Consider the following 25,541-nt stretch of genomic DNA (forward strand, 5'->3'; position numbering starts at 1 on the left):
AACTTCATTTCAATATGAAGCAAATTCATACTTCAAAAAAACTTTCCCGTGAATTTTACACCAGACCTGTAATTAAAGTTGCAAAAGAACTTCTTGGGAAAATTTTGGTGAAGAAAGAAAGAGGGAAAATTCTTGCAGGTAAAATTGTTGAAGTTGAAGCATACGATGGTAAGTTTGATGAAGCATCACATTCATACAGAGGAAAAACAAAAAGAAATGAAGTAATGTTTCGGGAAGGAGGTTATTTTTATGTTTACTTCACTTATGGAGTTCATCATTGCTGCAATGTAGTAACCGGAAAGGAAGGTTACGGTGCTGCTGTTTTAATAAGAGCTATTGAACCTGTTACCGGAATTGAAACAATGGCAATGAGAAGATTTGGAATCAGAAAAATTAACGAAAAGCAATTTTACAATCTTTGTAACGGACCAGGGATAATTTGTGAAGCATTTGCTTTCGACAGAACTCATTCTGGTTTAGATTTGACTGGCAATAAAGTTTTTATTATTGACGCACCTTTGTTAAAAAAAATCTGAGATCGGAATTTCAAAAAGAATCGGAATATCCAAATCAATTGAATTGCCCTGGAGATTTTTTATTAAAGCGAGTAAGTTTCTGTCAAGATGAGTAATCAATTCAAAAATATTTTAATAGTCAGAACAGACAGAATTGGTGATGTTATTTTATCATTACCTCTTGCCAGAATAATCAAAGAAAAATTTCCTGATGCAAAAATTACTTTTCTTGTCAGAAATTACACTAAAGCATTAGTAGTAAATAACCCTTTCATTGATGATGTCATTACACTTGAAGAGAAATCCTCAAAGGTTTTGATTAAAAGAAATGTAACCCGACTAAGAAGTAAGAATTTTGATACTGCAATTATTGTTTATCCTACATTCAAAATCTCATTAATTATTTTTCTTTCGGGAATAAAGAATAGAATTGGAAGTGGCTACAGGTTGTATTCTTTTCTGTTCAATAAAAAAGTATTTGAACACAGGAAAGATGCAGTTAAGCACGAATTAGAATATAATTTGAGCTTATTATCAGCAATCGGAATTGAAAACAGTGGTGGCATAAATAATGTCTCTTTCGACCTCGAAGTTAATCAAAGTTCTTTGAGTAAAGTTGATAAAGTTCTTGAATCAATCGGAATAAAGAGTGATGAAAAGTTTATTATTATTCATCCCGGAAGTGGCGGAAGTGCAATTGATTTGCCGATAGAGAAGTTCAAAGAATTGATTAAACTATTAACGAATAAAAAATATAAAATTGTTCTTACCGGTAGTGAAAAAGAAATTGATTTGTGCAATCAATTAAAATTGAATGAATTTGTTTTCAATCTGGCTGGAAAATTTAATCTCGAAGAATTAATTGCACTTGTTAGCAAAAGTTCTTTACTTGTTGCAAATTCAACTGGTCCGATTCACATTGCAGCGGCATTGAACAAATTCACTTTTGGATTTTATCCGAAAGTAAAAGTTTGCTCTGCACAACGCTGGGGACCTTATACAAACAAAAAATTTATTTATGAACCTGAACTTGATTGTAAAGACTGCACAATTGAACAATGTGAAAAATTAAATTGTATGAACACAATAAATATTCATCGTGTTTTTAACGATATCGATAGTGTAATGGAAAAACTAAACGGAGACAAAAATGAAATCTAAATTATCTTTAATCATAATCGTGGTATTTCAGATATCACTACTTGCATCATTATCCGGTGATGATTTCAGAAAATTACCGAACAAAGCTTTTAAGGAAGGTGAAAAGTTAACATTTGATGTTAAGTATGGATTTGTTACGGCAGGTATCGCAACAATGCAGATTCCCAAGATTAAAAGAATATCCGGACGAGATGCATATCATGTTACATTTGAAGTTAATTCGGTTCCGAGCTTCGATTTATTTTATAAAGTTCGTGACAGATATGAAACTTATATTGATGTCGAAGGACTTTTCCCCTGGAGATTTGAACAACATATTCGTGAAGGAAAATATTCGAGAGACTTTTCTGCGTTCTTTGATCAGAGAAAAGGCAAAGCAAAAACCACAGAAGGCGAGTACGATATTCCAAAGTATGTTCACGATATAGTTTCAGCTTTTTATTTTGCAAGAACATTAGATTATTCAGGTATGAAAAAAGGTGATAAAATTCATCTTCAGAATTTTTATAAAGATAAAGTTTATGATCTTGATGTTGTTTATCACGGCAAAGAAACTATTGAAGTAGCTGCCGGCAAGTTTGATTGTATAATTGTTGAACCACTTGTTCAGGAAGGTGGTTTGTTCAAATCCGAAGGCAACATTGTTATCTGGTTAACAGATGATGATATAAAAATGCCTGTTCGTGTAAAAACAAAAGTTGTTGTTGGTGCAATTGACGCTGATTTAACCTCATACGAAGGACTTGCAGGTCCGCTAAAATCAAAGAGAAAATAAAAATCAGCTTGAGTATTTAAAGTCAGGAAAGAAGCTTCGGCTTCTTTTCTTGTTTTAAAGATTTGAGTAAACAAAAGCTTATCTTTAACTTTGATTGTAATAAATCTATATTCTTAAAAATGAGTGACGACTTAAATCAAAATAACGAACAGCAAAATCAAAACGATTTTGAAGAAATAAATAAATCCCGTGAACAAATTAAATCGAACATTTCACCAATTGCTGCAGCATTTATTGGTTTAGTCGGTGGATTTTTTCTTTATCAGTTCGTTGGCGGACTTTTATCTCTTATCGTTTTTGGGTTCGATTTGGATAAAGCTCCAATCAATGGATTGAGACTGATGACAATGGCTGGCCAGATTCTTTTTATTCTTCTTCCTGCATTGGTTTTTTCAAAATTGATTTATGAAGATGTCGGAAAGATTATTCGTTTAAGAATTCCGGACTGGACAGAAGTGGTTCTCTTTGTTGTTGGAATAGGAATATTAACTCCGTTGCTTCAAAGTTATCTTTATATTCAAAACTATTACATTGAAGTTTGGGCAAAACATTCTGAGTCAATCAACACATTAAAATCTTTTTTCGATTCATTGAATGAACTTGTTGATAAAACTTATGGTAACTTATTAAAAGCTTCAGGTGTGCCTGAGCTATTATTTGTTGTGTTAATTGTAGCAGTTGTTCCTGCAGTTTCTGAAGAAGTAATGTTCCGTGGATTTATTCAACGAAGTTTTGAGTTGAAGATTAAACCTTTTGTTGCAGCATTATTAACAGCAGTTTTCTTTAGTCTATATCATTTCAATCCTTATGGCTTAATACCACTTGCAGTGCTTGGATTTTATTTCGGCTTTGCTGCTTACACTTCCAAGACATTACTGATACCAATTTTACTACACTTTCTAAATAACTTTACTGCAGTCATGCTTTATTATATTATTGGAAGTGAAGAACTAATTAAATCTGATGTATCTGCAAAATCAGGTGATGATCTCGGTTTTTATACTTTTGTTACTATTGCCTTGTTACTTGTATTTGTTGCTTTAATTTTTCTGATAAAAAAATATTATTCTCAAAAACAAATCGCATAGGAGGAGTTATGCCTGTATGCCCTAATTGTAAATATGAATATGTTAAAGGGATTGATAAATGTCCTGACTGTGGAGCTGAACTTGTCGATGAGCTTCCTCCGGAAATTATTCTGAATGAAGCTGATTGGGTTGTTGTTTACACAACTTCATTCGATTATGAAGCAGAAATGTTGAAGGGAAATCTTGAAAGTGCAGGAATATCTGCAACTATTCTTTCTCAGAAAGACAGTAGCTTCCCCGCACCAGGTGATTTATCAATCATAAAACTTCTTGTTAAAAAAGAAGATGCTGAAAGTGCTGTCACTTTTCTGGATGAGTTTAAGAAAAGTCTCGAGTCTGAAAACGAGGAAGATGAAACTGAGTAACACTGCCGTAAGAATTATTGTTTCCGTTGTTGCTATTCCACTTATTCTCTTAGTTTCTTATTTGGGTAAGTGGTACTTCACGGCTTTTACGCTTGCAATTTCTTTAATAGCTTATTATGAATTTTCTTCTTTTGCAAGAGCTAAAAATGCTTTGGTAAATCTTCCTGTTGGTTTAATTGGTATTGTTTTGATTTTATTAAATCAATTCAAGCCATTTCTTGATTTCAAAGCTTTGACGATTATCTGGTTTTTGATTCTTCTAATTTATGAACTATTCAGAAATAAGGAATCTGCTCTGTTGAATCTGGGCTTAACTTCATTCGGATTTTTGTACTTTGCTTTAATGGGAAGTAGCTTGATTGCAATAAGAGAATTTTATCCTGATGTTGATAGTCTTTACACTCAGGGAGCGTTTCTGATATTTTCAATGCTTGGTACGATATGGATATGCGATTCAGCTGCATTCTTTTTTGGAACTGCTTTGGGAAAACATAAACTATTCCCTCGTGTTAGTCCAAAGAAAAGCTGGGAAGGAGCAATATTTGGATTTGTCTTTGCAATTCTTACTATGATATTATTTCATAAAATTTTTATTGGTTTCCTTTCGTTCACTACAGCGATAGGAATTGGTTTTATCATCGGAACATTTGGACAAATTGGTGATTTGGTAGAATCATTACTTAAACGCGATGCAGGTGTTAAAGATTCTTCCAATCTGATTCCTGGTCACGGTGGAATCTTTGATAGATTTGATTCATTATTGTTCAGTGCTCCTTTTGTTTACTACTATTTATTTTATTTCGGAAGATGAAAAGAAAAGAAAAAGTTTCTGTAATTACACTTGGTTGTTCGAAAAACACAGTTGACTCAGAAAGATTGATGAGGCAAATTCAACTGAACGACATTCCAATGATTGACGACCCTAATAAAGCTGATACAGTCATTATAAATACTTGTGGATTTATTGAAGCAGCGAAAGAAGAATCCGTTAACACAATACTTCAGGCAGTTGCATTGAAAAATTCTGGTAAACTGAAAAAGCTAATTGTTGCAGGTTGTCTTTCTGAAAGATATATGGATGATCTTAAAAATGAAATCCCTGAAGTTGATATTTATTTCGGAACAGAAAAGTACGAAGAAATAATTAAAGAGCTTGGTGGAAAATTCAAATATGAACTGCTCGGCGAAAGACTTCTTTCAACTCCTTCTCACACTGCATATCTGAAAATTTCAGAAGGATGTGATCATCCTTGTTCGTTCTGTGCTATTCCTTTAATGCGGGGAAAGCATCAATCCAAGCCAATGGAATCACTGATTGAGGAAACAGAGTTTCTCGCTTCAAACGGAACAAAAGAACTTATACTTATTGCACAGGATACGACTGATTATGGAAAAGATATTTATGGAAGAAAAAACTTATCAGAGCTACTTAATAAACTTAGCGAAGTGAAAGGGATTGAATGGATAAGATTGATGTATGCATATCCATCTCATTTCCCTGAGGATGTAATTGAAGTGATTGCTGATAATCCTAAAATTCTAAATTATGTTGACATCCCTTTGCAACATATTTCTGATGATGTTCTGAAATCAATGAGAAGAGGAGTCACTTCCAGACAAACTTACAACTTACTTTATAAATTGAGAAAAAGAATTCCTGATATTACATTAAGAACGACATTTATTGTTGGTTATCCGAATGAAACAGAAAAAGATTTTCAGCAATTAGTAGATTTTATAAAAGAAATTAAGTTTGACAGAGTAGGAACTTTTACTTTCAGTGTTGAAGAAAATACAAGTAGCTTTATTCTTGGAGATCCGGTGCCAAAGGAAGAAAAAGAAAGAAGAAAAGAAATCTTAATGGAAATTCAAAGTCAGATATCACTTGAGAAAAATCAGTCTTTTGTTGGCAAAACATTAACAGTACTTTTAGAGTCTAAAGAATCGGAGTACTATGTCGGAAGATCTTACAGAGATGCTCCTGAAGTTGATGGCGAAGTTCTTTTCAAATCAGGCAGAAAATTAAAACCAGGCAATTTTTATGATGTGAAGATTACTGATTACGATGAGTATGATTTGTATGGTGAAGTAATATTAAAAGAGGAGAATTAAGAAATGAAATATTTAATAAGCTTATTGCTCGTAGTCAGCTTTATAGCATTTCCTCAGGATCAAAATTCTGATAGAAACTTCAAATTATCCTATGAAGCTTTCTTTCATCAGGACTTTGTGAACTTCCGCTCAGATAAACCCGGAATGACCAGAGTTGATGTTTATATTCAAGTTCCCTACAAAAGTCTTCAGTTTATAAAAACCGGACAAGGATTTACTGCGAAGTATTCAGTTGTGGTTTCTGTATTTGATGAATCAAAAGATAAGTTGATTGTTGAGAAAACCTGGAATGAAACCATTAATGTTATCGACTTCTCTCAGACAACTTCCAGATTGAATTATAATGTTGGTTACAGATCATTTGATTTGAAACCTGGTAATTATTTTTTCAGAACGGCGGTGATTGATAGCGATTCAAAGAAAGAAGTTAAATCGGAGAACACATTTCGTGTCAGAGAATTTAACCCTGAAATTGATATGAGTGATATATTGCTTGTAACAAGTTCGGAGACCAGAACTAATCAGGTAATGCCTAACATTCCACGCAATGTAACTCTTTCAGTTGGTGGATTGCAATTCTTTTACGAGATTTATTCAAATGATAGTTCCTCAAGAAATTGTACTGTTGATTATGAAATATTAGATAAAGACTCAAAAGTACTTTATAAAAAATCAGTGTTAAAAGAATTAGGTTTTGGTAAAAATCAAATTGTTGAGTCGCTCGGCGATTTAAGACTGGACTTAGGTACATTTATTCTGAGAACAACTCTTAAGGATGAAAACTTCAAATCAATTACAACAATCAACAAATCGTTTTTCTCCAGATGGGTTGGACTTCCGGGGAGCGTAACTGATCTTGATAAAGCAATCTCTCAGATGGTTTACATTGCAACTCCGGATGAACTTAGCAAACTGAAAGATTCAAAAAACAACGATGAAAAGCTCAAAAACTTTTTAGAGTTCTGGAAGAAAAAAGATCCTTCGCCAAATAATGAAGAGAATGAAGTATTCAATGAATATTTCCGAAGGGTAGCTTATGCCAATGATAATTTTTCAAACTACAATGAAGGTTGGAGAACTGACAGAGGAATGGTTTATATAATTCTCGGCGCTCCGAATAATATTGATCGTCATCCGTTTGAATATGATTCCAAACCTTATGAAATATGGGAATACTATGAACTGAACAGAAGTTTTATCTTTCTTGATCAAACAGGATTTGGAGATTATCGTTTGATTACTCCTTTAACAGGTGATTTATTCAGATATCGTTATTGATTTTTTTGATAAGCATTAAAATATCTTCACTCATTTCGGTTAATTATGATTTTAATTATCACACTCAATCCTTTGCTCGAAAGAAGATTTTACTACCCACAAATCTTTGAAGGAAAAGTAAACAGAAACGGAAAAGTTCTTTATCAGGCAGGTGGAAAAGGAATAAATGTTTCAAGACAATTAAAGAAATTCGGAATTGAATCTTATAATTTATTTTTCTCCGGTGGAAATGATGGTAAAATTTTTCGTGATACTCTGAAAGAGGAAGAATTACAATTCACTTCTGTTCACATTGATGACGAGACCCGTCAGGCAGCGGTTATAATCTCACAGAATGATAAAAAAGTTACTTCATTCTTTTCTGAAAATCCGGAAGTAAATCAAAAAGAAGTTGATGAAATGAAATCGCGAATTGAAAAGATGATTGTAAATTGTGAAATGGTTGTTATTTCTGGAAGCTCACCTTCATCGCTTGCAGAAGAAATTGTTCCATACACAATTAAACTTGCAAATGATTTAGATAAGATTTCTGTTTGCGATTATTATGGAAAAAATCTGAGTGAAGTTTTTGAATCATCACCAACAATTCTTCATAACAATCTCGAAGAAATTGAACACTCACTTGATTTGAAATTGAAAGATGAAACATCGATTACCGATTTTCTGAACTCACTTTATCAAAAAGGAATCAAAAGAGTTTTTCTTACAAATGGTGCTAATGATTTTTATGCACAAAACTTTGATTACCGTTATAAAATTTCTCCTCCAAAAGTAAACCCGATTGATTCTACTGGAAGTGGAGATGCATTCGTTGCAGGAATAATTTATGCCTGGAAGCAAGGAATGATATTCGAAGACTCATTGAAATTTGCTTCAGCGTGCGGTGCTGTTAATGCTGAGTCTTTTGAGGTTTGTAAAGTTTCATTGGAAGATGTGTATTCGCTCAAAGAAAAAGTAAGGATCGAATCCATCGGCAAGAAAATGAAAATAATAGATGATAGCCCGCATCAGGAATAAAATATTTTTACTTGCTTTACTCCTTCTTATTTCAAATGCATCAGCACAAAATGCTGTAATCAAAACAATAGACATTCAGGGAAATAAATATTTTGATAAATCAGATTACTTAAAATGGATTGGAATAAATATCAATCAAAGAACTTTCCCGGGCATAACAGATACAATCAAAAATCGCATCACTTCAAATCTTATTCAAAATGGTTATCATCTTTTTAAGCTTTACAAAGTTCAAACTGATTCAATTGATTCTGTTTCAGTCAGATTACTTATCGAACTGAGCGAAGACAATCCAACAGAAATTTCTGATATTCAATTTGTTGATATTGATAGTTCTGATATTCTATTTCTGCAATCATCATTTGAGTTTTTGAAAGGACAAATTTTAACTCAACAGGATTTTGAAGAAGCGGTTAATTCAGTTCTTACATATTTCGAAGAGAATGGTTATCCGTTTGTAAAAGTTGTAATAAAATCCGTCTTTCTTCAAAGTGATTCTGTGAACGAAAAAAATTCCGCAACAATAAAATTATCTCTTGAGAAAGGAAATCTAAGCAGAATTGATAAAGTGGAAGTGCGGGGAAATTCTTTTACGAAAGAGAATGTAATTATCCGTGAGTTGAGATTAGCCAAAGGAGAATTATACTCACAAAAAAGAATTGATGAATTTCCGAAAAGAATAAACAGATTAAGATTTTTTGATCCAGTGCCTCCACCTCAATATTATATCAACTCAAAAGGCGAAGGTGTTTTAGTAATTGAAGTAAAAGAAAAGCAAACAAATAATTTTGACGGAATCATAGGATACATTCCGGGTACAAAAGAAAATGAAAAGGGATACATAACAGGATTAGTCAATATTTCTTTGCGAAATCTTTTTGGAACTGGCAGAGCAGCAGCAATCCGCTGGAATAAGTTTGATAGAAACTCTCAGGAGTTGGAATTAAAATATCTCGAACCATGGTTTTTAAATTTTCCATTCAATATTTCGCTTAATCTTTATCAGAGAATTCAGGATACAACTTATGTTCAAAGAAAATTTAATGGCGAGATTGAATATCTCGCTACTGAAGATATTTCTGCTTCAATTATTTTAGGTACAGAATCTGTAATTCCAACTGAAAGAACAATTCCTGTTTTCACTGTTTATAACTCTTCTACTATTACAACAGGATTGAATCTAAAAATTGATACTAGGGATGATCCTTATTCTCCAACATCAGGTTTGCATTTTATTAATTCTTATTCATTCAGCAGAAAAAATATAAACGGACCTCTTCAGTTCATTACTCCACAGTTAAATACAAAATTAGATTTGCAAAGAATTGCATTCGACTTTGATATTTTCTTTCTTTTGTTTTCAAGACAGGTATTGGCACTATCTATAAACGGAAGAGAACTAAGAGGACCTTCATTTGAGAATAGCGATTTGTTCAGACTTGGCGGAACCTCAACTTTGCGAGGTTACAGAGAAGAACAATTTCTCGGTTCAAGAATTTTATGGACAAATTTTGAGTACAGATTTTTATTAACGCGCAGAACTTTTGCATTCGCTTTTTTCGATACAGGATATTATCTGCGAAATGCTGAGCCCGATAAAAATATTCTTAAGTCAGAAGATTTTCTGTATGGATATGGTTTGGGACTTAATCTCGAAACAGGACTTGGCGTGCTTGCTGTAAGTTTTGCTCTTGGTCAGGGCGATTCGTTCACTGATGGTAAAATTCATTTCGGTTTAGTTAATGAATTTTGATTGAACAACTCAACTTAAATACTTTTGAGTTGATGAATAAAATTTATAACTACATAAAACTTACTCGTCCATTAAACTGCCTTATAACAGCTCTTGTTGTTTTTGTTGGCGGAATTATTTCGTCACATAATAATTCATTTGACAGGATACTAATCCTTGCTTCAATAGTTGCAGCCATTGTTGCAGCATCGGGAAATGTTATCAATGATTATTTCGATATTGAAATCGATAAAATATCTCATCCTGAAAGACCATTGATTAAAGGTGGAATAAAACCAGCTGATGCATTAAAGTTATACTTTATTACTGTTCTGCTTCCTTTAATCATTTCATTCTCACTGAATTTAAAATTATTTCTGATTACACTTTTGGTGTTAGCAATTTTATTTCTTTATTCTTTCATTATTAAAAAAATTCCTTTGGTCGGAAATGTTACCATTGCTTTATTAACTGCTATTGCGTTTCTATTCGGTGGATTTGCAGTTGGTAATATCAAAGCTGCAATTATTCCGGCTGTATTTGCCTTTATGATTAATTTAATCCGCGAGCTTGTTAAAGATGCAGAGGATATCGATGGTGATAAATCTGATAATGTGATTACTTTCCCAATTAAGTTCGGACTTGAGAAAACCAGGTATCTTATTGTAGCTTTAACAATAGCATTAATCATTTTTACATTTTATCCATTTTTAGTTCGCTTATATAACATTGAATATTTTGTTATTGTGATGTTAGTTGTCAATCCACTTTTGATTTATTCAATGAAAAAACTTTTTGTCAATGACTTAAAAGAAAATTTTCATCGGATTAGTTCTGTTCTAAAATTAAATATGCTTATTGGATTAATAGCGATTTATCTTGGCAAATGAAAAACATAGATAAAAAATATTTCAGGCAAGGTATAGACTTTCTCGCAGGAGTTGATGAAGCAGGAAGAGGACCATTAGCGGGACCTGTAGTTGCTGCTGCCGTTATTCTTCCGAAAGATTTTCATCATAAAGAAATTAACGATTCAAAAAAACTTTCTCTAAAACAAAGAGAAAAACTTTTCAATATTATTATTGAAAATGCAATTAGTTATTCCTTCTCAGTCATCTCTCATTCAACCATAGACAGAATAAATATTCTTAATGCATCGTTGCTTGCAATGAAAAAATCTGTCAGTAAACTAAAGCCGGTTCCACAGATAGTTTTGATTGATGGTAATAAATCCTTCGGTGCAAATCAGAATTTAATTCCTGTAGTAAAAGGAGATTCGCTCTCGCAATCAATTGCGGCTGCATCAATTATAGCAAAAGTGATTCGGGACAAAATGATGAGTCGGCTTGCAGAACAATATTCGTTTTATGGTTGGGAGAAGAATAAAGGATATCCTACAAAGCAACATATTGATGCGTTACTCAAATTTGGTCCATCACCTGTTCACAGAAAAACTTTTCTTAAAAAAATCATGAATCAATCTTATCAATCCGAAATAATTTTTAATTATGACTAACGATAAAAAAGAAAATAAAAAAACTTTTGGCAGTGAAGGCGAGGAAATAGCAGCAAAATATCTTGTTGAAAAAGGATTTGAAATAATTGAGCGAAACTATTTTGCTGGTCACGGTGAGATTGATATCATTGCAAAAGATCCAAGCGATGGCTACCTTGTGTTTGTTGAAGTCAAAACACGTAATACAATGGATTACGGCGATCCTGCTTATGCAATTAACAAAAAGAAAATGATACAGCTGAAAAAACTTGCGGAACTTTATCTTGCCGAAAAAAATATTTTAGAGCAGGATTGCAGATTTGATGTTGTAACGGTTTTAATGATTAATCCCGATAACCCTCTCATCGAGCATTATGAAAATGCTTTTATGTAATGTGATTGACATAACTTTTATCAGGCGTCAAAAATCATTATTTTCAATTGTAACATTTCAGAAAATCTTAACTAGTTAAGAATAAAGCAGTGAATAATAAAACTTCATCTTCGGCATATCTTACTTCGATTGAAAATCGCCTCAATGAATTTTTTATAATGATTGCGGGATTGTGGACTTTCTCAATTCAATTCTTCCGATATGTTTTTGTGCCGCCTTATGAAGTTTATGAAATCCGTAAGCACATGAATGAACTCGGCATTAAAACATTGCCCATTGTAAGTGTAACTGGTTTTATAATCGGATTAGTACTTGCGATGCAAACTCAACCGGTGCTTGCGCGTTTCGGTGCAGAGGCATATTTACCTGGTTCAGTGGGAATTTCCATTGTGCGTGAATTAGGTCCTGTAATCACTGCACTTATTTTTGCGGGAAGAGTAAGCAGTGGAATTGGTGCAGAGCTTGGCTCGATGCGTGTAACAGAACAAATTGATGCTATGGAAGTCTCAGCAGTTGATCCATTTAAATTTTTAGTTGTTACAAGAATTTTCGCTTGCACTTTTATTCTTCCGATATTAACTGTATATGTTATCTTCATAGCCCTTGCAGGTGCTTACATTGCAGTAGTTCTTGTTCAGAATATGACGATTGAATATTATACAAACGCTGTACTTTATTCCGTTGAGTTTGGAGACGCTATTCCCGGCGTGGCTAAAACTTTTGTATTTGGTTACATAGTTGGTTTGGTTGGTTCATATAAAGGTTACACTGCAACAAATGGAACGGAAGGTGTGGGAAGAGCTTCAACAACTGCAGTTGTAGTATCATCACTGATGATTTTAATTTTTGATATGATTCTTGTTAAAATAACTTTATGGCTTTGGCCAACATTCTGATATGGTCGAAATCTATAATCTTAAAAAATCTTTTAATAGTCATGTTGTTCTGGATGATGTTTCTCTTAAAGTTGATGAAGGAGAAAATCTCGTCGTATTCGGAAGAAGCGGAACAGGTAAAAGCGTTCTGTTGAAATGTATGGTTCGTTTGATGGAACCTGATGATGGCAAAATTATTATCGATGGGAAAGATGTTCTTTCACTGGACATCAAACAATTAAACAATCTTAGAAAGCAAATCGGATTTTTATTTCAAAGTGCAGCATTATATGACTCAATGAGTGTAAGGCAAAATCTGGAATTCCCTTTAATCCGTCATTTTAATTTTACTCCTGAAGAAAGAGAACAAAAAATTATTAATGTTCTTGAAAAAGTTTCTTTGCTCGAAGCCATTGATAAAATGCCATCTGAACTTTCCGGAGGAATGAAAAAGCGAATAGGACTTGCGCGTTCAATTATTACAGAACCAAAACTCATGCTTTATGACGAACCAACAACAGGACTTGATCCGATAACTTCCAAGGAAATTAGTTATCTTATTCTTGAACTTCAGAAATCATTAAATATGACTTCGGTTGTTGTTACACACGATTTGCTTTGTGCTGAAATTATTGCTGACAGAGCAATCGTACTTAATAACGGAAAAGTACAATATGAAGGAAGTATTCCTGAATTAACTTCATCAAACGATCCTTTCTTAAAAAACTTTTTCAGTCATGAATTTATAAATGAAAATAAACAGGTGAACTAATGTTTAAAGATTTAACAGGTGCAAAGCTTGGAATTTTCATCTTTATTGGAAGCGTTCTTTTGGTAGTTGGAATTTTTATGCTCGGAAATAAAGATCAGCTTTTTGTTTCAACTTTTACAATCAGAGCATATTTCCAGAATACTGAAGGTTTACGAAACGGTGCTTCTGTTCGATTCGGAGGAATTGATGTTGGCGCAGTAAAAGATATTAAAATAATGGCTGACACTTCCGGTAGAGTTGAGGTAAGCATGCGAATTAAAGAAGAAGTAAGAAGATTTATTAAAAAAGATTCCCGCGCATCAATCGAAACAGAAGGACTGGTAGGAAATAAAGTTGTAATCATTTCAATGGGCTCAGATAATGCCGAACCAATAAGTGACAATGGAGTAATACTTTCGAAAGAACCTTTGAGTTTTGCAGATGTTATTGAAGAGACTCAGGGAATTCTTGCCTATACAAAAGAGATGACAAAAAATCTTGCTGATATTGTTGGCAAAGTAAATAAAGGCGAAGGTACCATAGGAAAAATTCTTTATGATGAAGAACTTTATAATGCTGCAACAAATATCACAAAGTCAGCAGATAAAAACCTCACTGCTGTTACGGAGGATTTGAGAAAAGTTATTGCTTTATTCGATGATCTTGGTAAAGGTGTTGAAACCATAGTTAAAAACACAAATAATGTTGTAGCCGGAATTGACACTTTGCTCCATGGAGTTTCGGAAGGAAAAGGTGTTCTTGGTTCGTTGCTTACCGATCAGGGAACGGAAGGAAAAAGTATAAATAAAATTCTTGAAAACTTTGTTCAGATAAGCGAAGACACAAAAGTCAGTGCTTCAAGACTTGCAGAAAATATGGAAGCACTAAAACATAACTGGTTATTCAAAAGCTATTTTGAAGAGCGAGGTTATTGGGATAAACAGGAGTTTGAACAGCAAATTGATTCTAAGATTATTGAGTTGAATGAAAAAATTCAGCTTCTTGATAAAAAAATTGCCGAACTAAAAGCTTTGGAATCGAAATAGTTTCCGCAATAATGCCTCTTTAGTGATTAAATTTTTCTCACCTCACTTCAGGATTATTTTGTAAATTTATATCCTGATAATCATAAAACTATATGTCAATTAAAGAAAAGAAAATTATAATAAAAGGTGCACGCGAGCACAATCTAAAAAACTTAAGCTTTGAAATTCCCCGCAACAAACTCGTCGTGTTTACCGGAGTCAGTGGAAGCGGTAAATCTTCATTAGTTTTTGATACAATTTATGCAGAGGGACAAAGAAGATATGTTGAAAGTCTATCTTCTTATGCGCGTCAGTTTCTGGAAAGAATGAACAAACCCGATGTTGATTTAATGATAGGAATTTCTCCGGCGGTTGCAATCGAACAAAAAACCGGTGCAAGAAATTCTCGGTCAACTGTTGGTACAACTACAGAGATTTATGATTATCTTCGACTGCTTTTTGCAAGGGTAGGTAAAACATATTGCTTTCTTTGTGGCAATGAAGTTAAAAGAGCAACTACAAATACAGTAATTGAATGGCTTAATCAGCAATCAGAAGGTGCAAGATTCTATCTGACATTTCCGCTTCACGATCACGAAGGTCATTCAGTAAAGGAAGAAATTGATTTGATAAAGAAAAGAGGTTTCTTCAGAATTTATGCGAATGATGATTATCACGATTTAAACGAAGAAGATTTTTATCCAAAGAAAAAAGAAAATGTTTTTGTTGTTGTTGAAAGATTTAAAATCCAAAAAGATAATCTTGATGAGAAGTTAGCTGATTCGATTGAAGTTACATTTAAAGAAGGTGAAAACAGATTGGCTTTAATTAACGCCGATACGAAAGAGATAAAAGAGTTTAATAAGTTTTATGAATGTTGCGGTATTAAATACGAAGAACCTGAACCAAGATTTTTCTCCTTCAATAATCCTTTTGGTGCCTGTCCGGTTTGTCAGGGCTTCAGCAAAGTAATGGGCATTGATATGAATCTTGTTGTTCCGAATCCTAACCTCAGTTTAATGGAAGGAGCAATTGCCCCATTCAAATCTCCAAAGTACAGTACACTTCAAAGAGATTTGATTCGCAATGCAAAAGAATATGGCATTCCGCTAAATGTACCATTCAAAAATCTGACTGAAGAGCAAGTCCGCTGGCTCAGAAAAGGATTTGGTACTTATATCGGCATTGATGGATTCTTTGAAGAGTTGGAAAGATATACTTACAAAATGCACATAAGAGTTTTCCTTAGCAGATACAGAGGTTACACAACATGTCACGCTTGCAAAGGTGCAAGACTCAGAAGAGAAGCTCTTCAGGTTAAAGTTGGTGGCAAATCAATTCACGAAATCGTTCAGATGCCAATAGAACAATCACTGAAATTTTTTGAACAACTTCAGTTATCAGAATATGATTTAATGGTTGCAGAACGAATTCTTCAGGAAATAATTAAGCGTTTGACTTTTCTTAATAATGTTGGAATTGGATATCTCACACTCGACAGAATCAGTAACACTCTTTCAGGTGGTGAAACACAAAGAATAAATCTTGCAACATCACTTGGCTCTGCTTTGGTGGGAACACTCTATGTTCTGGATGAACCAAGTATTGGTTTGCATCCGAGAGATAATTCGAGATTGATAAATATTCTAAAAAATCTTCGTGATATAGGAAACACTGTTTTGGTAGTTGAGCACGATGCAGAAATGATGCGCGAAGCAGATTTGATTTTTGATCTTGGACCTGAAGCCGGTGCAAAAGGCGGAGAAATAGTTGCTTCTGGAACTTATCAGGATATTATTAAAAATGAAAAATCATTAACCGGAAAATATCTCTCTGGTAAACTTTCAATTCCCTTACCCGAAGCGAGAAATACTTCAATTACAAAAACAATAAAAATTTTTGGTGCAAAAGAAAACAATCTTAAAAACATTAATGTTGAAATACCATTAAATAAACTTGTGGTGATAACAGGTGTTAGTGGTTCAGGTAAAAGTACTCTTGTTCACGATATTCTTTACGCAGGATTGGCAAAATATTTTGGAATGGCTCCGGAATACATTGGTAAGTTTGATGACATAAAAGGAGCTGAATACCTTGATGATGTTGTAATCGTGGATCAATCACCTATTGGAAAAAGTCCGCGTTCAAATCCTGCAAGTTATATCAAGGCATTCGAATTGATTAGAGAGTTGTTTGCATCTACACATCAGGCAAGAGCAAGAGGATATAAACCAGGATATTTTTCATTCAATGTTCCCGGTGGAAGATGTGAAACCTGTCAGGGTGACGGATTCATTAAAGTTGAAATGCAATTTCTTGCTGATCTTTATCTTGAATGCGATGAATGCAATGGAACAAGATTTAAGAAAGAAGTTAGAGAAATCACCTATCGTGGCAAAAATATTATTGATGTTCTGAATATGACTGTTGCCGAAGCAATTCAATACTTCAAAGGTGAAGATAAAATTGTCAGAACCTTACAACTGCTTTCTGATGTGGGACTTGATTACATTAAACTTGGTCAGCCATCTAACACACTTTCAGGTGGAGAAGCTCAAAGAATAAAACTTGCTTCTCATCTTACTGCTCAAAGAGAGAAAAAGCATGTACTTTTCATATTTGATGAACCAACTACTGGTTTGCATTTTCATGATATTTCGAAACTATTGAATTGTTTTAAGATTTTATTAGAAAGAAACAACTCGGTGGTAATAATAGAACATAATCTTGATGTGATAAAATGCGCCGATTATATAATTGATCTTGGTCCCGATGCAGGCGAAAAAGGTGGCGAGATAATTGCTACCGGAACTCCTGAAGAAATTGTTCAGGTTGAAAATTCCTGGACTGGAAAATATTTGAAAAGTTATTTAAGTAATTGGAAGTATCAGCCAAAATGAGCATCAGTAGAATAAAATTATTTTTTCTGATTTTGATTTTAACATCCTGTTCCAATGTTAACTTCTATGCACAAACTCAGAATTTAGTTTATTTAACAAAGTGGTTTGATAATAAGTCATCAGCTTTCTCATTCAGTTTTGATGATGGACTTAAATCTCATTTTATAAATGTCAGACCAATACTTAATCAGTTTAATTTTAAAGGTACTTTTTATTTGCTTCCTCCATATTTGACTGAAACCGAACCGACGATATGGAGATATGGAACATGGCCAATGTTTCAAACTCTTGCTTCGGAAGGACATGAAATCGGTTCACATACACTTAATCACCTTTATCTGACTACTTTGACTGTTGGAGATACTTCAACACAAAACTCTATTATCTATGAGATGTATCAGTCAAAAAAAATCATTGAGCAAAGAATTTCTAATCAAAAATGTTTAACGCTTGCTTATCCTTTCGCTGATCATAATGCCACCGTTGACTCCATCGCAAAAACATTTTACGAATCCGGAAGAGCCGTTGGTATTGATGCAAACAGTTTTCAATTAACTGAGAACGGATTTTATTCGCTTAAATCTTATCCCGTTCATTTTAGTTTGCCAAGAAATTCTATAGACGATGATCTTGATGAGCTTTATTCTTTCATGAATTGGACTGAAGCTTCGATAAACAATAATGGCTGGGCTATAATGATGGTTCACGATGTTGTTCCGTTTTCAGAACTTGGTGATTTGGTAGCTCAAGGAATTTATGAACCGATATCCAACGAATGGTTTACAGAATATTGCAGTTGGCTTAAAAATAAATCCGATAGTGAAAAAGTTTGGGTTGCACCAATTGCAGAAGTGACAAAATATATTAAACAACGGCAGAGCGCTAGTGTTCAGGTAATTTCAGTTACTGACAGTGTTATTTTATTTAGTCTCTCTGACAATCTTAATAACGAAATTTTTAATTTACCTTTAACTTGTTTGATAAAAGTTCCCGATAACTGGAATGCTGTTTACTTTAATCAGAATAACAGAGTTGATACAATTTTCGCATTTCAAACTGACTCGGGCAAATTTGTTCAAACCTGGGTCTTTCCTGACAATGGTTTTGTATTATTGAAATCCATCATAATAAATTCAACCGATGATGATTTAGTTTTACCAAATAATTTTTCTTTAGAGCAGAACTACCCAAACCCATTTAATCCAACAACCAAAATTACATTTGTCATTCCGAGCGGAGCGAGGAATCTTGTAACAATAAAAGTTTACGACATCCTTGGCAACGAAGTTTCGACATTGGTAAACGAACAAAAAGAACCTGGATATTATGAATTAGAATTCAATGCAGAGCGATTATCCAGCGGAGTATATTTTTATCGATTGCAAGCTGGTAACTTCACACAAACCAAGAAGATGATATTGATGAGATAAAAATTTTCGTGTCCGTAAACTGACAGACGCAGAGTAACGCAAGTATCAAAACTTCCAGTCACTGGCAAAGCACTGGTTGCTGTGATTAATCCCTATGAATTCCTTGCTTATCAACTGAATTAATTCTATTTTTGGAACAGTGATTCGCCCCAATGAGGGCGTTTTTTGTTACTATGGGTGCAATAAAAGAAAAAATATTGAAAATTGTTCAAAATTCGATATCCGGGACAGAGTTCTTCCTGATTGAAACCAATATCAGAGGTGACCAGAGGAAAAGAATTATTGAGGTATTTGTTGATTCTGCAAAAAATATTTCAGCAGACGACCTTGCTGAGTTAAGCAGGAAGATAAATGATGTTCTTTCTGAAGATGAAGAAGTTGGTAATTATCGGCTGGATGTTTCTACTCCCGGAGTTGATAGACCATTGAAATTTATTGAACAATATCCGAAAAACATTAACCGGAATTTTGAACTTGAGTATAATTTCGGTGATGAAATTAAAAAGCAGAAAGCAAAACTCGTTTCTGTAAATGGAAATGAATTGACTTTCTATGATGGTAAAAATGAATTTTTAATAAATCACAATCAAATAATAAAAGCAAAAGTATTAATTAGTTTTTCTTAGCGGAGGTAAAACAAAAAATGAATTATGATATAGTTGAATCCTTTGCCCAAATGGTAAGGGAAAAAGGTATTGACAGAGATGTTCTCGGTGGAATTCTCGAAGACATTTTCGGTCTTCTTGTCCGAAAAAAATATGGCGAGAATGCCAGATATGAAGTTGTCGTAAATATGGATCGCGGCGATATCGAAATATTTCTTGAAAGAGAAATAGTTGAAAAAGTAGAAGATCCGAACACACAGATAAGTATTGATGAAGTAAATGCAAAAGGAAATGAAGATGAACTTGAAGTGGGCGATGATTATGTTGAGAAAATTGAACTGGCTTCTCTCGGAAGAAGACTGGTTACATTAGCAAAGCAAAGTCTCAATCAGAAAATTCGCGAGCTGGAAAAAGATATTGTTTACAATGAGTATAAAGAACTTCTTGGTGAGATAGTTGTCGGTGAAATTTATCAAATCAGAAAAAATGATATTCTTATCAATCATAATAAAAATGAATTGGTACTGCCAAGGAGTGAACAGATTCCTTTCGAAAAATATAAGAAAGGCGAAACTATCAGAGCCATTGTTAAAGAAGTGAAGAAAACCAGCAGTGGTCCTGTTATAATAATTTCCAGAGCAGATAATTTATTCCTGCAAAGACTTTTTGAAATTGAAGTTCCTGAAATTTATGACGGAATAATCGAAATAAAATCAATAGCCAGAGAACCCGGTGAAAGAGCAAAAGTTGCAGTTGAATCAACTGACAACAGAATAGATGCTGTTGGTGCTTGCGTTGGAATGAAAGGCGTAAGAATTCATGCGATAGTTCGTGAATTGAATAATGAGAACATTGATGTTATTCATTACTCTGATGATCCCGCAGTTTTCATTCAACGGGCACTTGCACCGGCAAAACTCAAGAGCATAGAAATTAATGAAGAAGAAAAGAAAGCTGTTGTAACTGCTGATAGCGATCAGGTTTCTATGATTGTCGGAAGAAATGGTGTGAACATTCGCCTTGCAATGAAACTGACTGGTTATGAAATAGAAATCATTCGTGAAGAAAAACCATTTGAAGAATATGAAGAAGATATTGAACTTATTGACCTTAAAGAAGAACTTGGTGCAGATGTTTATGAAATACTTATTAATAACCGTTATGATACAGCTCTTGAAGTATTGAAAGCTGGTCCCGAAAAGCTAAAAGAAATAAAAGAATTTGATGATGAAAAGATTGAAGAAATCCTTGAAATCATAAAATCACAATTTGAAGAGGAAGAATAATCCCTTCCGTTAAGGAAATTTATGGCTGAAGAAAAAGCAAAAAAAGTACGAATACACAAACTTGCAAGTGAGATAAATCTGTCAACTGAAGTGTTGATTGACTTCCTTCGTAAAAAAGGACACGAAGTAAAGTCTATTCAATCTGTTGTGACAGATGAAATGATGCATGATATTCAATCTCACTTCAAGAAGGAAATTGAAAAAGCTGCTCAGCATACAAAGAAGGTAGAAGAGTTCAAGAAAAAATTCTCTTCAAAATCTGATAAAGAGTCACGCGAAAAATCTGTTTCAATTTCTGATGAAGTTGCTGTTGAAGAACCTCCTCAGGAAGTTGTAATAACTGAACCACAAAAAGAGGAAGTTGAAGCAGAATCAATTCCAGAAGTTCAGCAGCAAGTAGAAATAACAACAGAAGCAAAACAGGAGCAGCAAGAGGTTGAAACTGTTGAAGCTGCTGAAGAGAAAACCGAAGCTGTTGAACAGGAGAATTTTGTTCAACCTAAAGATACCGTTGAAAATAAAGTTAAAGGTCTGAAAATATTAGGTAAAGTTGATCTTGATGAAGGAAAGAAAAGAAAGAAATCACAGAAAGAGCAAAAAGAGCAGAAGCAACCTCAGGTGCAACGAAAACCTGAAGTTAAGGAAGAACCTAAACAACCAGTTATAATTGACAGAATATCTGAAGAGCCGGTTAAGAAAAAGAAGAAAAAACCAAAAGCTAAAAAGAAAGCTTCTATTGAACCTGTTGTTGAAGAAATTGAATCAAGCAAAAAGAAAAAGCGTGTTAAGAAATTTGAAATCGATGAAAAAGATGTTAAAGCTGCTATCAAGCAGACCTTGTTAAGTATGGATGAAACTGTTGGCTCTATTCGTGGTTCACTTAAAAGAAAGAAGAAAAGGGAAAGAGAAGCTGAACAGGAAAGACTTCAGGAGCTAAAGCAACTGGAAAGTAAGAAAATCAAAGTTAATGAGTTCATTGCAGTTAATGAACTTGCAAATCTTATGAATGTTCCTGTTGGCGAAGTTATTGCCAAATGTATTTCGATGGGACTAATGGTATCAATCAACCAACGACTTGATGTTGAAACAATTACACTTGTAGCTGATGAATTTGGTTTTGAAGTTGAGTTTCAGAAAGAATACACTGCGGATGTACTTGAAGATAAACCCGATCCGGAAGAATCATTAAAACCAAGACCACCGGTGGTTACGATAATGGGACATGTTGATCATGGTAAAACTTCCTTACTTGATTACATCAGAAACACAAATGTTGTTGCTGGCGAAGCAGGTGGAATTACACAGCATATCGGTGCTTATCAGGTTGAATTACCTGAGGGAAAATTAATTACATTTCTTGATACTCCGGGTCACGAAGCATTTACTGCAATGCGTGCGAGAGGTGCACAATTAACTGATATAGTTGTTCTCGTTGTTGCAGCAGATGATGCAGTTATGCCTCAAACCGTAGAAGCATTGAATCACGCTCAGGCAGCTAATGTGCCTATCATCGTTGCAATAAATAAAATTGACAAGCCGGGAGCTAATCCCGATAAAATAAAACAACAACTTGCTGATAGAAATCTTCTTGTTGAAGACTGGGGTGGAAAATATCAGTGCGTTGAGCTTTCTGCAAAAACCGGAAAGAATATTGATTTACTTTTAGAAAAAATTCTTTTGGAAGCAGAAATTCTTGACCTTAAAGCTAATCCTGACAGACCTGCAAGAGGAGCAGTTGTTGAAGCTGAACTTGATAAAGGTCGTGGTGTTGTTGCAACCGTTCTGGTTCAGAAAGGTACGCTACGAATTGGTGATCCGTTTGTTGCAGGAATTTATCACGGCAGAGTAAGAGCAATGTTTGATGAACGCGGAAATAAAGTTAAAGAAGCTCCGCCCTCAACTCCTGTTCAGGTACTTGGTTTTGAAGGAGTTCCTCAGGCAGGTGATACTTTTGTTGTTGTTGAATCTGAAAGAGATGCAAGAGAAATTGCATTGAAGAGACAGCAATTAAAACGCGAACAGGATCAGAAACAGGTTCATCATCTTACATTGGATGAAATTGCAAAACAAATTTCAATCGGTGGAGTAAAGGAACTTCCGCTTATCGTTAAAGGTGATGTTGATGGCTCTGTTGAAGCATTGTCCGATTCATTTATGAAACTTACAAATCAGGAAGTGGTTGTACGTGTTATTCACAAAGGAGTTGGTGGTATTTCTGAAAGCGATGTATTGCTTGCAGCAGCATCAAATGCAATCATAATCGGATTTAATGTTCGTCCGAATCTTAATGCAAGAAAACTTGCTGAAACTCAAAAAGTTGATATCAGACTATACAGCGTTATTTATGATGCTATTAATGAAGTAAAATCAGCGCTTGAAGGATTATTGTCTCCTGTACTATCTGAAGAAATCACTGCAACAGTTGAAGTTCGTGAAGTGTTCAAAGTTCCTAAAGTTGGAACTGTTGCTGGCTGTTATGTTACCGATGGTAAAATTGCAAGAAGCAATAAAATCAGAATTATCAGAGATGGAATTGTAATTCATCAGGGAGAAATCCTAAGCTTAAAGAGATTCAAAGATGATGTTCGTGAAGTTGATGCCGGCTATGAATGCGGAATCAGCATAGTAAACTTCAATGACATTAAAGTTGGCGACATCATCGAAGGATTCAAAATTGTTGAAACAAAGAAAACGCTTACCTAATTATGTCACACAGAGTAGATAGAGTTGAACATTTGGTTAAAGAAGAAATAAGCGATATCCTTCTTCACAAAGTTAAAGATGTTGATTTGGGTTTTCTAACTGTTACGCATGTCAGAATGAGTCCTGATTTAAGAGTTGCAAGCATTTATTTATCGGTATTCGAAAAAGAAAAAAGAGAAATTGTACTCGAAAGAGTAAAAGACAGAACAGGTTTTATCAGAACTGAACTTGCACACCGGATAAGAATTCGTTTTGTCCCTGAATTAAGATTTTTCATTGATGATACGCTTGATTATGTAGAGAAAATTGAAGGATTGATTAAAAAAATTCACGAAGATGATAACAAAGAAAACAATGAACCAAACTCACCCTGATTTTCAATCCGGCGAAGTAATTCTGATTGATAAACCTGCATTCTGGTCATCATTCAAAGTAGTTCATAACGTGCGAAAAGCAATCGGTGTCAAAAAAGTTGGACATGCCGGAACACTCGATCCTTTTGCAACTGGATTATTAATTCTTTGTACCGGCAATAAAACTAAAGAGATAACAAGATATCAGGATTTGAAGAAAACTTACACTGGAGTAATTACTCTTGGTAAATTTTCTGATTCGATGGATACAGAAACTGAAATAAAAGATTATCCTATTCCAGGTGATCTGAATGAATCAAAAATTATTCAGACATCAAAACTTTTCATTGGTGAAATCGAGCAGATTCCACCAATGTACTCAGCAGTTAAAAAAGCTGGAAAGTCCCTTTATGCCTATGCAAGAAAGGGTAAAACTGTTGAAAGAGAACCAAGAAAAGTAACTGTTTACAACTTTGATATTGAAAAAATTTCTTTACCTGAAATTCATTTTACTATTGAATGTTCAAAAGGAACATATATCAGAGTTATAGCTGATGATTTTGGAAAAGCACTTGGAACAAGAGCAATGCTTACTTCATTAAGACGAACTGCAATTGGTGATTACAAAGTTGAAGATGCTTTGCAGGTAGATGAGTTTGTAGAAAAATTTGATTACAAAAATGAAATCAATAAGCAAATGATAAGTTAGTTACTAAGTAGCAGAGATTGATGAATATTTTCAGAGACATAGATGAGATTAAATTTGATAAGAACACAGTTCTGACACTTGGAACTTTTGATGGTATTCATTCGGGACATCAGGAAATCATTAAAAGAGTAATTGATTGCTCTGAAACAGAAAATCTCAGGAATCTTGTTATAACTTTTCATCCTCATCCGAGAAAAGTTATAAATCCTGAATTGAATTTGAAACTGTTAACTACATCAGAAGAACAAATAAAAATTTTTGAGCAACTTGGTGTAAAAAATTTATTCATAATAAACTTCACTAAAGAATTTTCTCAGCTTACACCTGATGAGTTCATAAAGAAATTTCTTGTTGATAAAATCGGACTGAAGAAAATTGTAATTGGTTATGATCATCATTTTGGTAAAGGTCGTGGAGGTGATGTTGAGTTTTTAATTTCATCCGGTCAAAAATATGATTTCGGAGTTATTCAAATTCCACCTTTCTTAATTGATAACGAACCTGTTAGCAGTACAAAAATAAGAGCGGCAATTGAGAACGGGCAGATTGACAAAGCAAACAGGATGCTTGGAAGAGCATATTCATTTTCGGGAATCGTAATTGAAGGTGATAAAAGAGGAAGAGAACTCGGTTATCCAACAGCAAACATAAAACTGAATGATGGAGATAAACTGCTTCCACAAATCGGAATTTATGCAGTGCTTGTTGAACTGAAAGGAATTCATCATAAAGCACTGTTAAGCATTGGCAAAAGACCAACATTTTACAATGACGGAGCGGTTATTCCTGAAGTTTATATATACGATTTTAATAACGATATTTATGGACAGGAAATGAAAGTTTCCGTAATTCAGAAGCTAAGAGGCGAAGAAAAATTTAATTCAGCCGAAGAGCTTATAAATCAAATGAATCTTGATAAAGAAAACGGATTGAAAGTTTTAAATCAAATAAAAGAATTAACTAATTAATTCC

Annotated in this window: 24 protein-coding genes; all 24 read left to right on the plus strand. The window is 33.9% G+C overall.

Annotated features, from left to right (window positions below; genetic code table 11):
- Positions 1 to 14: 14 nt before the first annotated feature.
- Entirely contained in the window at positions 15 to 536 is a 522-nt protein-coding gene (locus tag Q0X14_RS13580) for a DNA-3-methyladenine glycosylase (protein WP_297839705.1), read from the plus strand.
- 87 nt (positions 537 to 623) lie between these two features.
- Positions 624 to 1,676 carry a glycosyltransferase family 9 protein gene (locus Q0X14_RS13590; RefSeq protein WP_297839708.1) on the plus strand — a complete coding sequence of 351 codons (1,053 nt, stop codon included), beginning with the start codon at positions 624 to 626 and terminating at the stop codon, positions 1,674 to 1,676.
- The gene (locus Q0X14_RS13595; protein ID WP_297839711.1) at positions 1,666 to 2,451 is read left to right on the plus strand and encodes a DUF3108 domain-containing protein; all 786 of its coding nucleotides are present in this window, start codon (positions 1,666 to 1,668) and stop codon (positions 2,449 to 2,451) included. The genes Q0X14_RS13590 and Q0X14_RS13595 overlap by 11 nt, the downstream gene beginning before the upstream one ends.
- 119 nt (positions 2,452 to 2,570) lie before the next feature.
- Positions 2,571 to 3,539 carry a CPBP family intramembrane glutamic endopeptidase gene (locus tag Q0X14_RS13600; RefSeq protein WP_297839714.1) on the plus strand — a complete coding sequence of 323 codons (969 nt, stop codon included), beginning with the start codon at positions 2,571 to 2,573 and terminating at the stop codon, positions 3,537 to 3,539.
- Between the two features lie 8 nt (positions 3,540 to 3,547).
- On the plus strand, positions 3,548 to 3,904 hold the full coding sequence (locus Q0X14_RS13605) for a DUF2007 domain-containing protein (RefSeq protein ID WP_297839717.1): 357 nt from the start codon (positions 3,548 to 3,550) through the stop codon (positions 3,902 to 3,904).
- Positions 3,891 to 4,715, plus strand: a complete 825-nt coding sequence (locus tag Q0X14_RS13610) for a phosphatidate cytidylyltransferase (RefSeq protein ID WP_297839719.1) — start codon at positions 3,891 to 3,893, stop codon at positions 4,713 to 4,715. The genes Q0X14_RS13605 and Q0X14_RS13610 overlap by 14 nt, the downstream gene beginning before the upstream one ends.
- Positions 4,712 to 6,016, plus strand: coding sequence for a 30S ribosomal protein S12 methylthiotransferase RimO (rimO, locus tag Q0X14_RS13615; protein ID WP_297839721.1), 1,305 nt, complete (start codon positions 4,712 to 4,714; stop codon positions 6,014 to 6,016). Before Q0X14_RS13610 ends, rimO begins: the two co-directional genes overlap by 4 nt.
- Positions 6,017 to 6,019: 3 nt before the next feature.
- Complete coding sequence (locus Q0X14_RS13620; RefSeq protein WP_297839723.1) at positions 6,020 to 7,294, plus strand: GWxTD domain-containing protein; 1,275 nt, start codon at positions 6,020 to 6,022, stop codon at positions 7,292 to 7,294.
- Positions 7,295 to 7,339: 45 nt separating this feature from the next.
- Positions 7,340 to 8,311, plus strand: coding sequence for a 1-phosphofructokinase family hexose kinase (locus tag Q0X14_RS13625; protein WP_297839726.1), 972 nt, complete (start codon positions 7,340 to 7,342; stop codon positions 8,309 to 8,311).
- A complete protein-coding gene (locus Q0X14_RS13630) occupies positions 8,289 to 10,064 on the plus strand; it encodes a BamA/TamA family outer membrane protein (protein ID WP_297839728.1) in 1,776 nt (591 codons plus the stop codon). The genes Q0X14_RS13625 and Q0X14_RS13630 overlap by 23 nt, the downstream gene beginning before the upstream one ends.
- Positions 10,061 to 10,933: a geranylgeranylglycerol-phosphate geranylgeranyltransferase gene (locus Q0X14_RS13635; protein WP_297839730.1), complete on the plus strand. Its 873-nt coding sequence runs from the start codon at positions 10,061 to 10,063 to the stop codon at positions 10,931 to 10,933. The genes Q0X14_RS13630 and Q0X14_RS13635 overlap by 4 nt, the downstream gene beginning before the upstream one ends.
- A complete protein-coding gene (locus Q0X14_RS13640) occupies positions 10,930 to 11,559 on the plus strand; it encodes a ribonuclease HII (protein ID WP_297839733.1) in 630 nt (209 codons plus the stop codon). Before Q0X14_RS13635 ends, Q0X14_RS13640 begins: the two co-directional genes overlap by 4 nt.
- Entirely contained in the window at positions 11,552 to 11,932 is a 381-nt protein-coding gene (locus Q0X14_RS13645) for a YraN family protein (RefSeq protein ID WP_297839735.1), read from the plus strand. The genes Q0X14_RS13640 and Q0X14_RS13645 overlap by 8 nt, the downstream gene beginning before the upstream one ends.
- Before the next feature lie 89 nt (positions 11,933 to 12,021).
- Positions 12,022 to 12,828: an ABC transporter permease gene (locus Q0X14_RS13650; protein ID WP_297839737.1), complete on the plus strand. Its 807-nt coding sequence runs from the start codon at positions 12,022 to 12,024 to the stop codon at positions 12,826 to 12,828.
- 1 nt (position 12,829) lies between these two features.
- Positions 12,830 to 13,579: an ATP-binding cassette domain-containing protein gene (locus Q0X14_RS13655; RefSeq protein ID WP_297839739.1), complete on the plus strand. Its 750-nt coding sequence runs from the start codon at positions 12,830 to 12,832 to the stop codon at positions 13,577 to 13,579.
- Complete coding sequence (locus Q0X14_RS13660; protein WP_297839741.1) at positions 13,579 to 14,604, plus strand: MlaD family protein; 1,026 nt, start codon at positions 13,579 to 13,581, stop codon at positions 14,602 to 14,604. The genes Q0X14_RS13655 and Q0X14_RS13660 overlap by 1 nt, the downstream gene beginning before the upstream one ends.
- Before the next feature lie 92 nt (positions 14,605 to 14,696).
- A complete protein-coding gene (uvrA, locus tag Q0X14_RS13665; RefSeq protein ID WP_297839744.1) occupies positions 14,697 to 17,483 on the plus strand; it encodes an excinuclease ABC subunit UvrA in 2,787 nt (928 codons plus the stop codon).
- Positions 17,480 to 18,913 (plus strand): polysaccharide deacetylase family protein, encoded by a 1,434-nt coding sequence (locus Q0X14_RS13670; protein WP_297839747.1) that lies wholly within the window; start codon positions 17,480 to 17,482, stop codon positions 18,911 to 18,913. Before uvrA ends, Q0X14_RS13670 begins: the two co-directional genes overlap by 4 nt.
- A gap of 173 nt (positions 18,914 to 19,086) precedes the next feature.
- The gene (locus Q0X14_RS13675) at positions 19,087 to 19,539 is read left to right on the plus strand and encodes a hypothetical protein (protein ID WP_297839751.1); all 453 of its coding nucleotides are present in this window, start codon (positions 19,087 to 19,089) and stop codon (positions 19,537 to 19,539) included.
- Positions 19,540 to 19,556: 17 nt separating this feature from the next.
- On the plus strand, positions 19,557 to 20,804 hold the full coding sequence (gene nusA, locus Q0X14_RS13680; protein WP_297839754.1) for a transcription termination factor NusA: 1,248 nt from the start codon (positions 19,557 to 19,559) through the stop codon (positions 20,802 to 20,804).
- A 21-nt stretch (positions 20,805 to 20,825) separates the two neighbouring features.
- Entirely contained in the window at positions 20,826 to 23,507 is a 2,682-nt protein-coding gene (gene infB, locus Q0X14_RS13685) for a translation initiation factor IF-2 (RefSeq protein WP_297839757.1), read from the plus strand.
- A 2-nt stretch (positions 23,508 to 23,509) separates the two neighbouring features.
- Positions 23,510 to 23,881, plus strand: a complete 372-nt coding sequence (gene rbfA, locus Q0X14_RS13690; RefSeq protein WP_297839759.1) for a 30S ribosome-binding factor RbfA — start codon at positions 23,510 to 23,512, stop codon at positions 23,879 to 23,881.
- Positions 23,862 to 24,569 carry a tRNA pseudouridine(55) synthase TruB gene (truB, locus tag Q0X14_RS13695; protein WP_297839760.1) on the plus strand — a complete coding sequence of 236 codons (708 nt, stop codon included), beginning with the start codon at positions 23,862 to 23,864 and terminating at the stop codon, positions 24,567 to 24,569. The genes rbfA and truB overlap by 20 nt, the downstream gene beginning before the upstream one ends.
- Before the next feature lie 20 nt (positions 24,570 to 24,589).
- Entirely contained in the window at positions 24,590 to 25,537 is a 948-nt protein-coding gene (locus tag Q0X14_RS13700) for a bifunctional riboflavin kinase/FAD synthetase (RefSeq protein WP_297839762.1), read from the plus strand.
- Positions 25,538 to 25,541: the final 4 nt, after the last annotated feature.

Origin of the sequence: Ignavibacterium sp. (assembly GCF_025998815.1) — a bacterium.
Lineage (GTDB): Bacteria > Bacteroidota > Ignavibacteria > Ignavibacteriales > Ignavibacteriaceae > Ignavibacterium.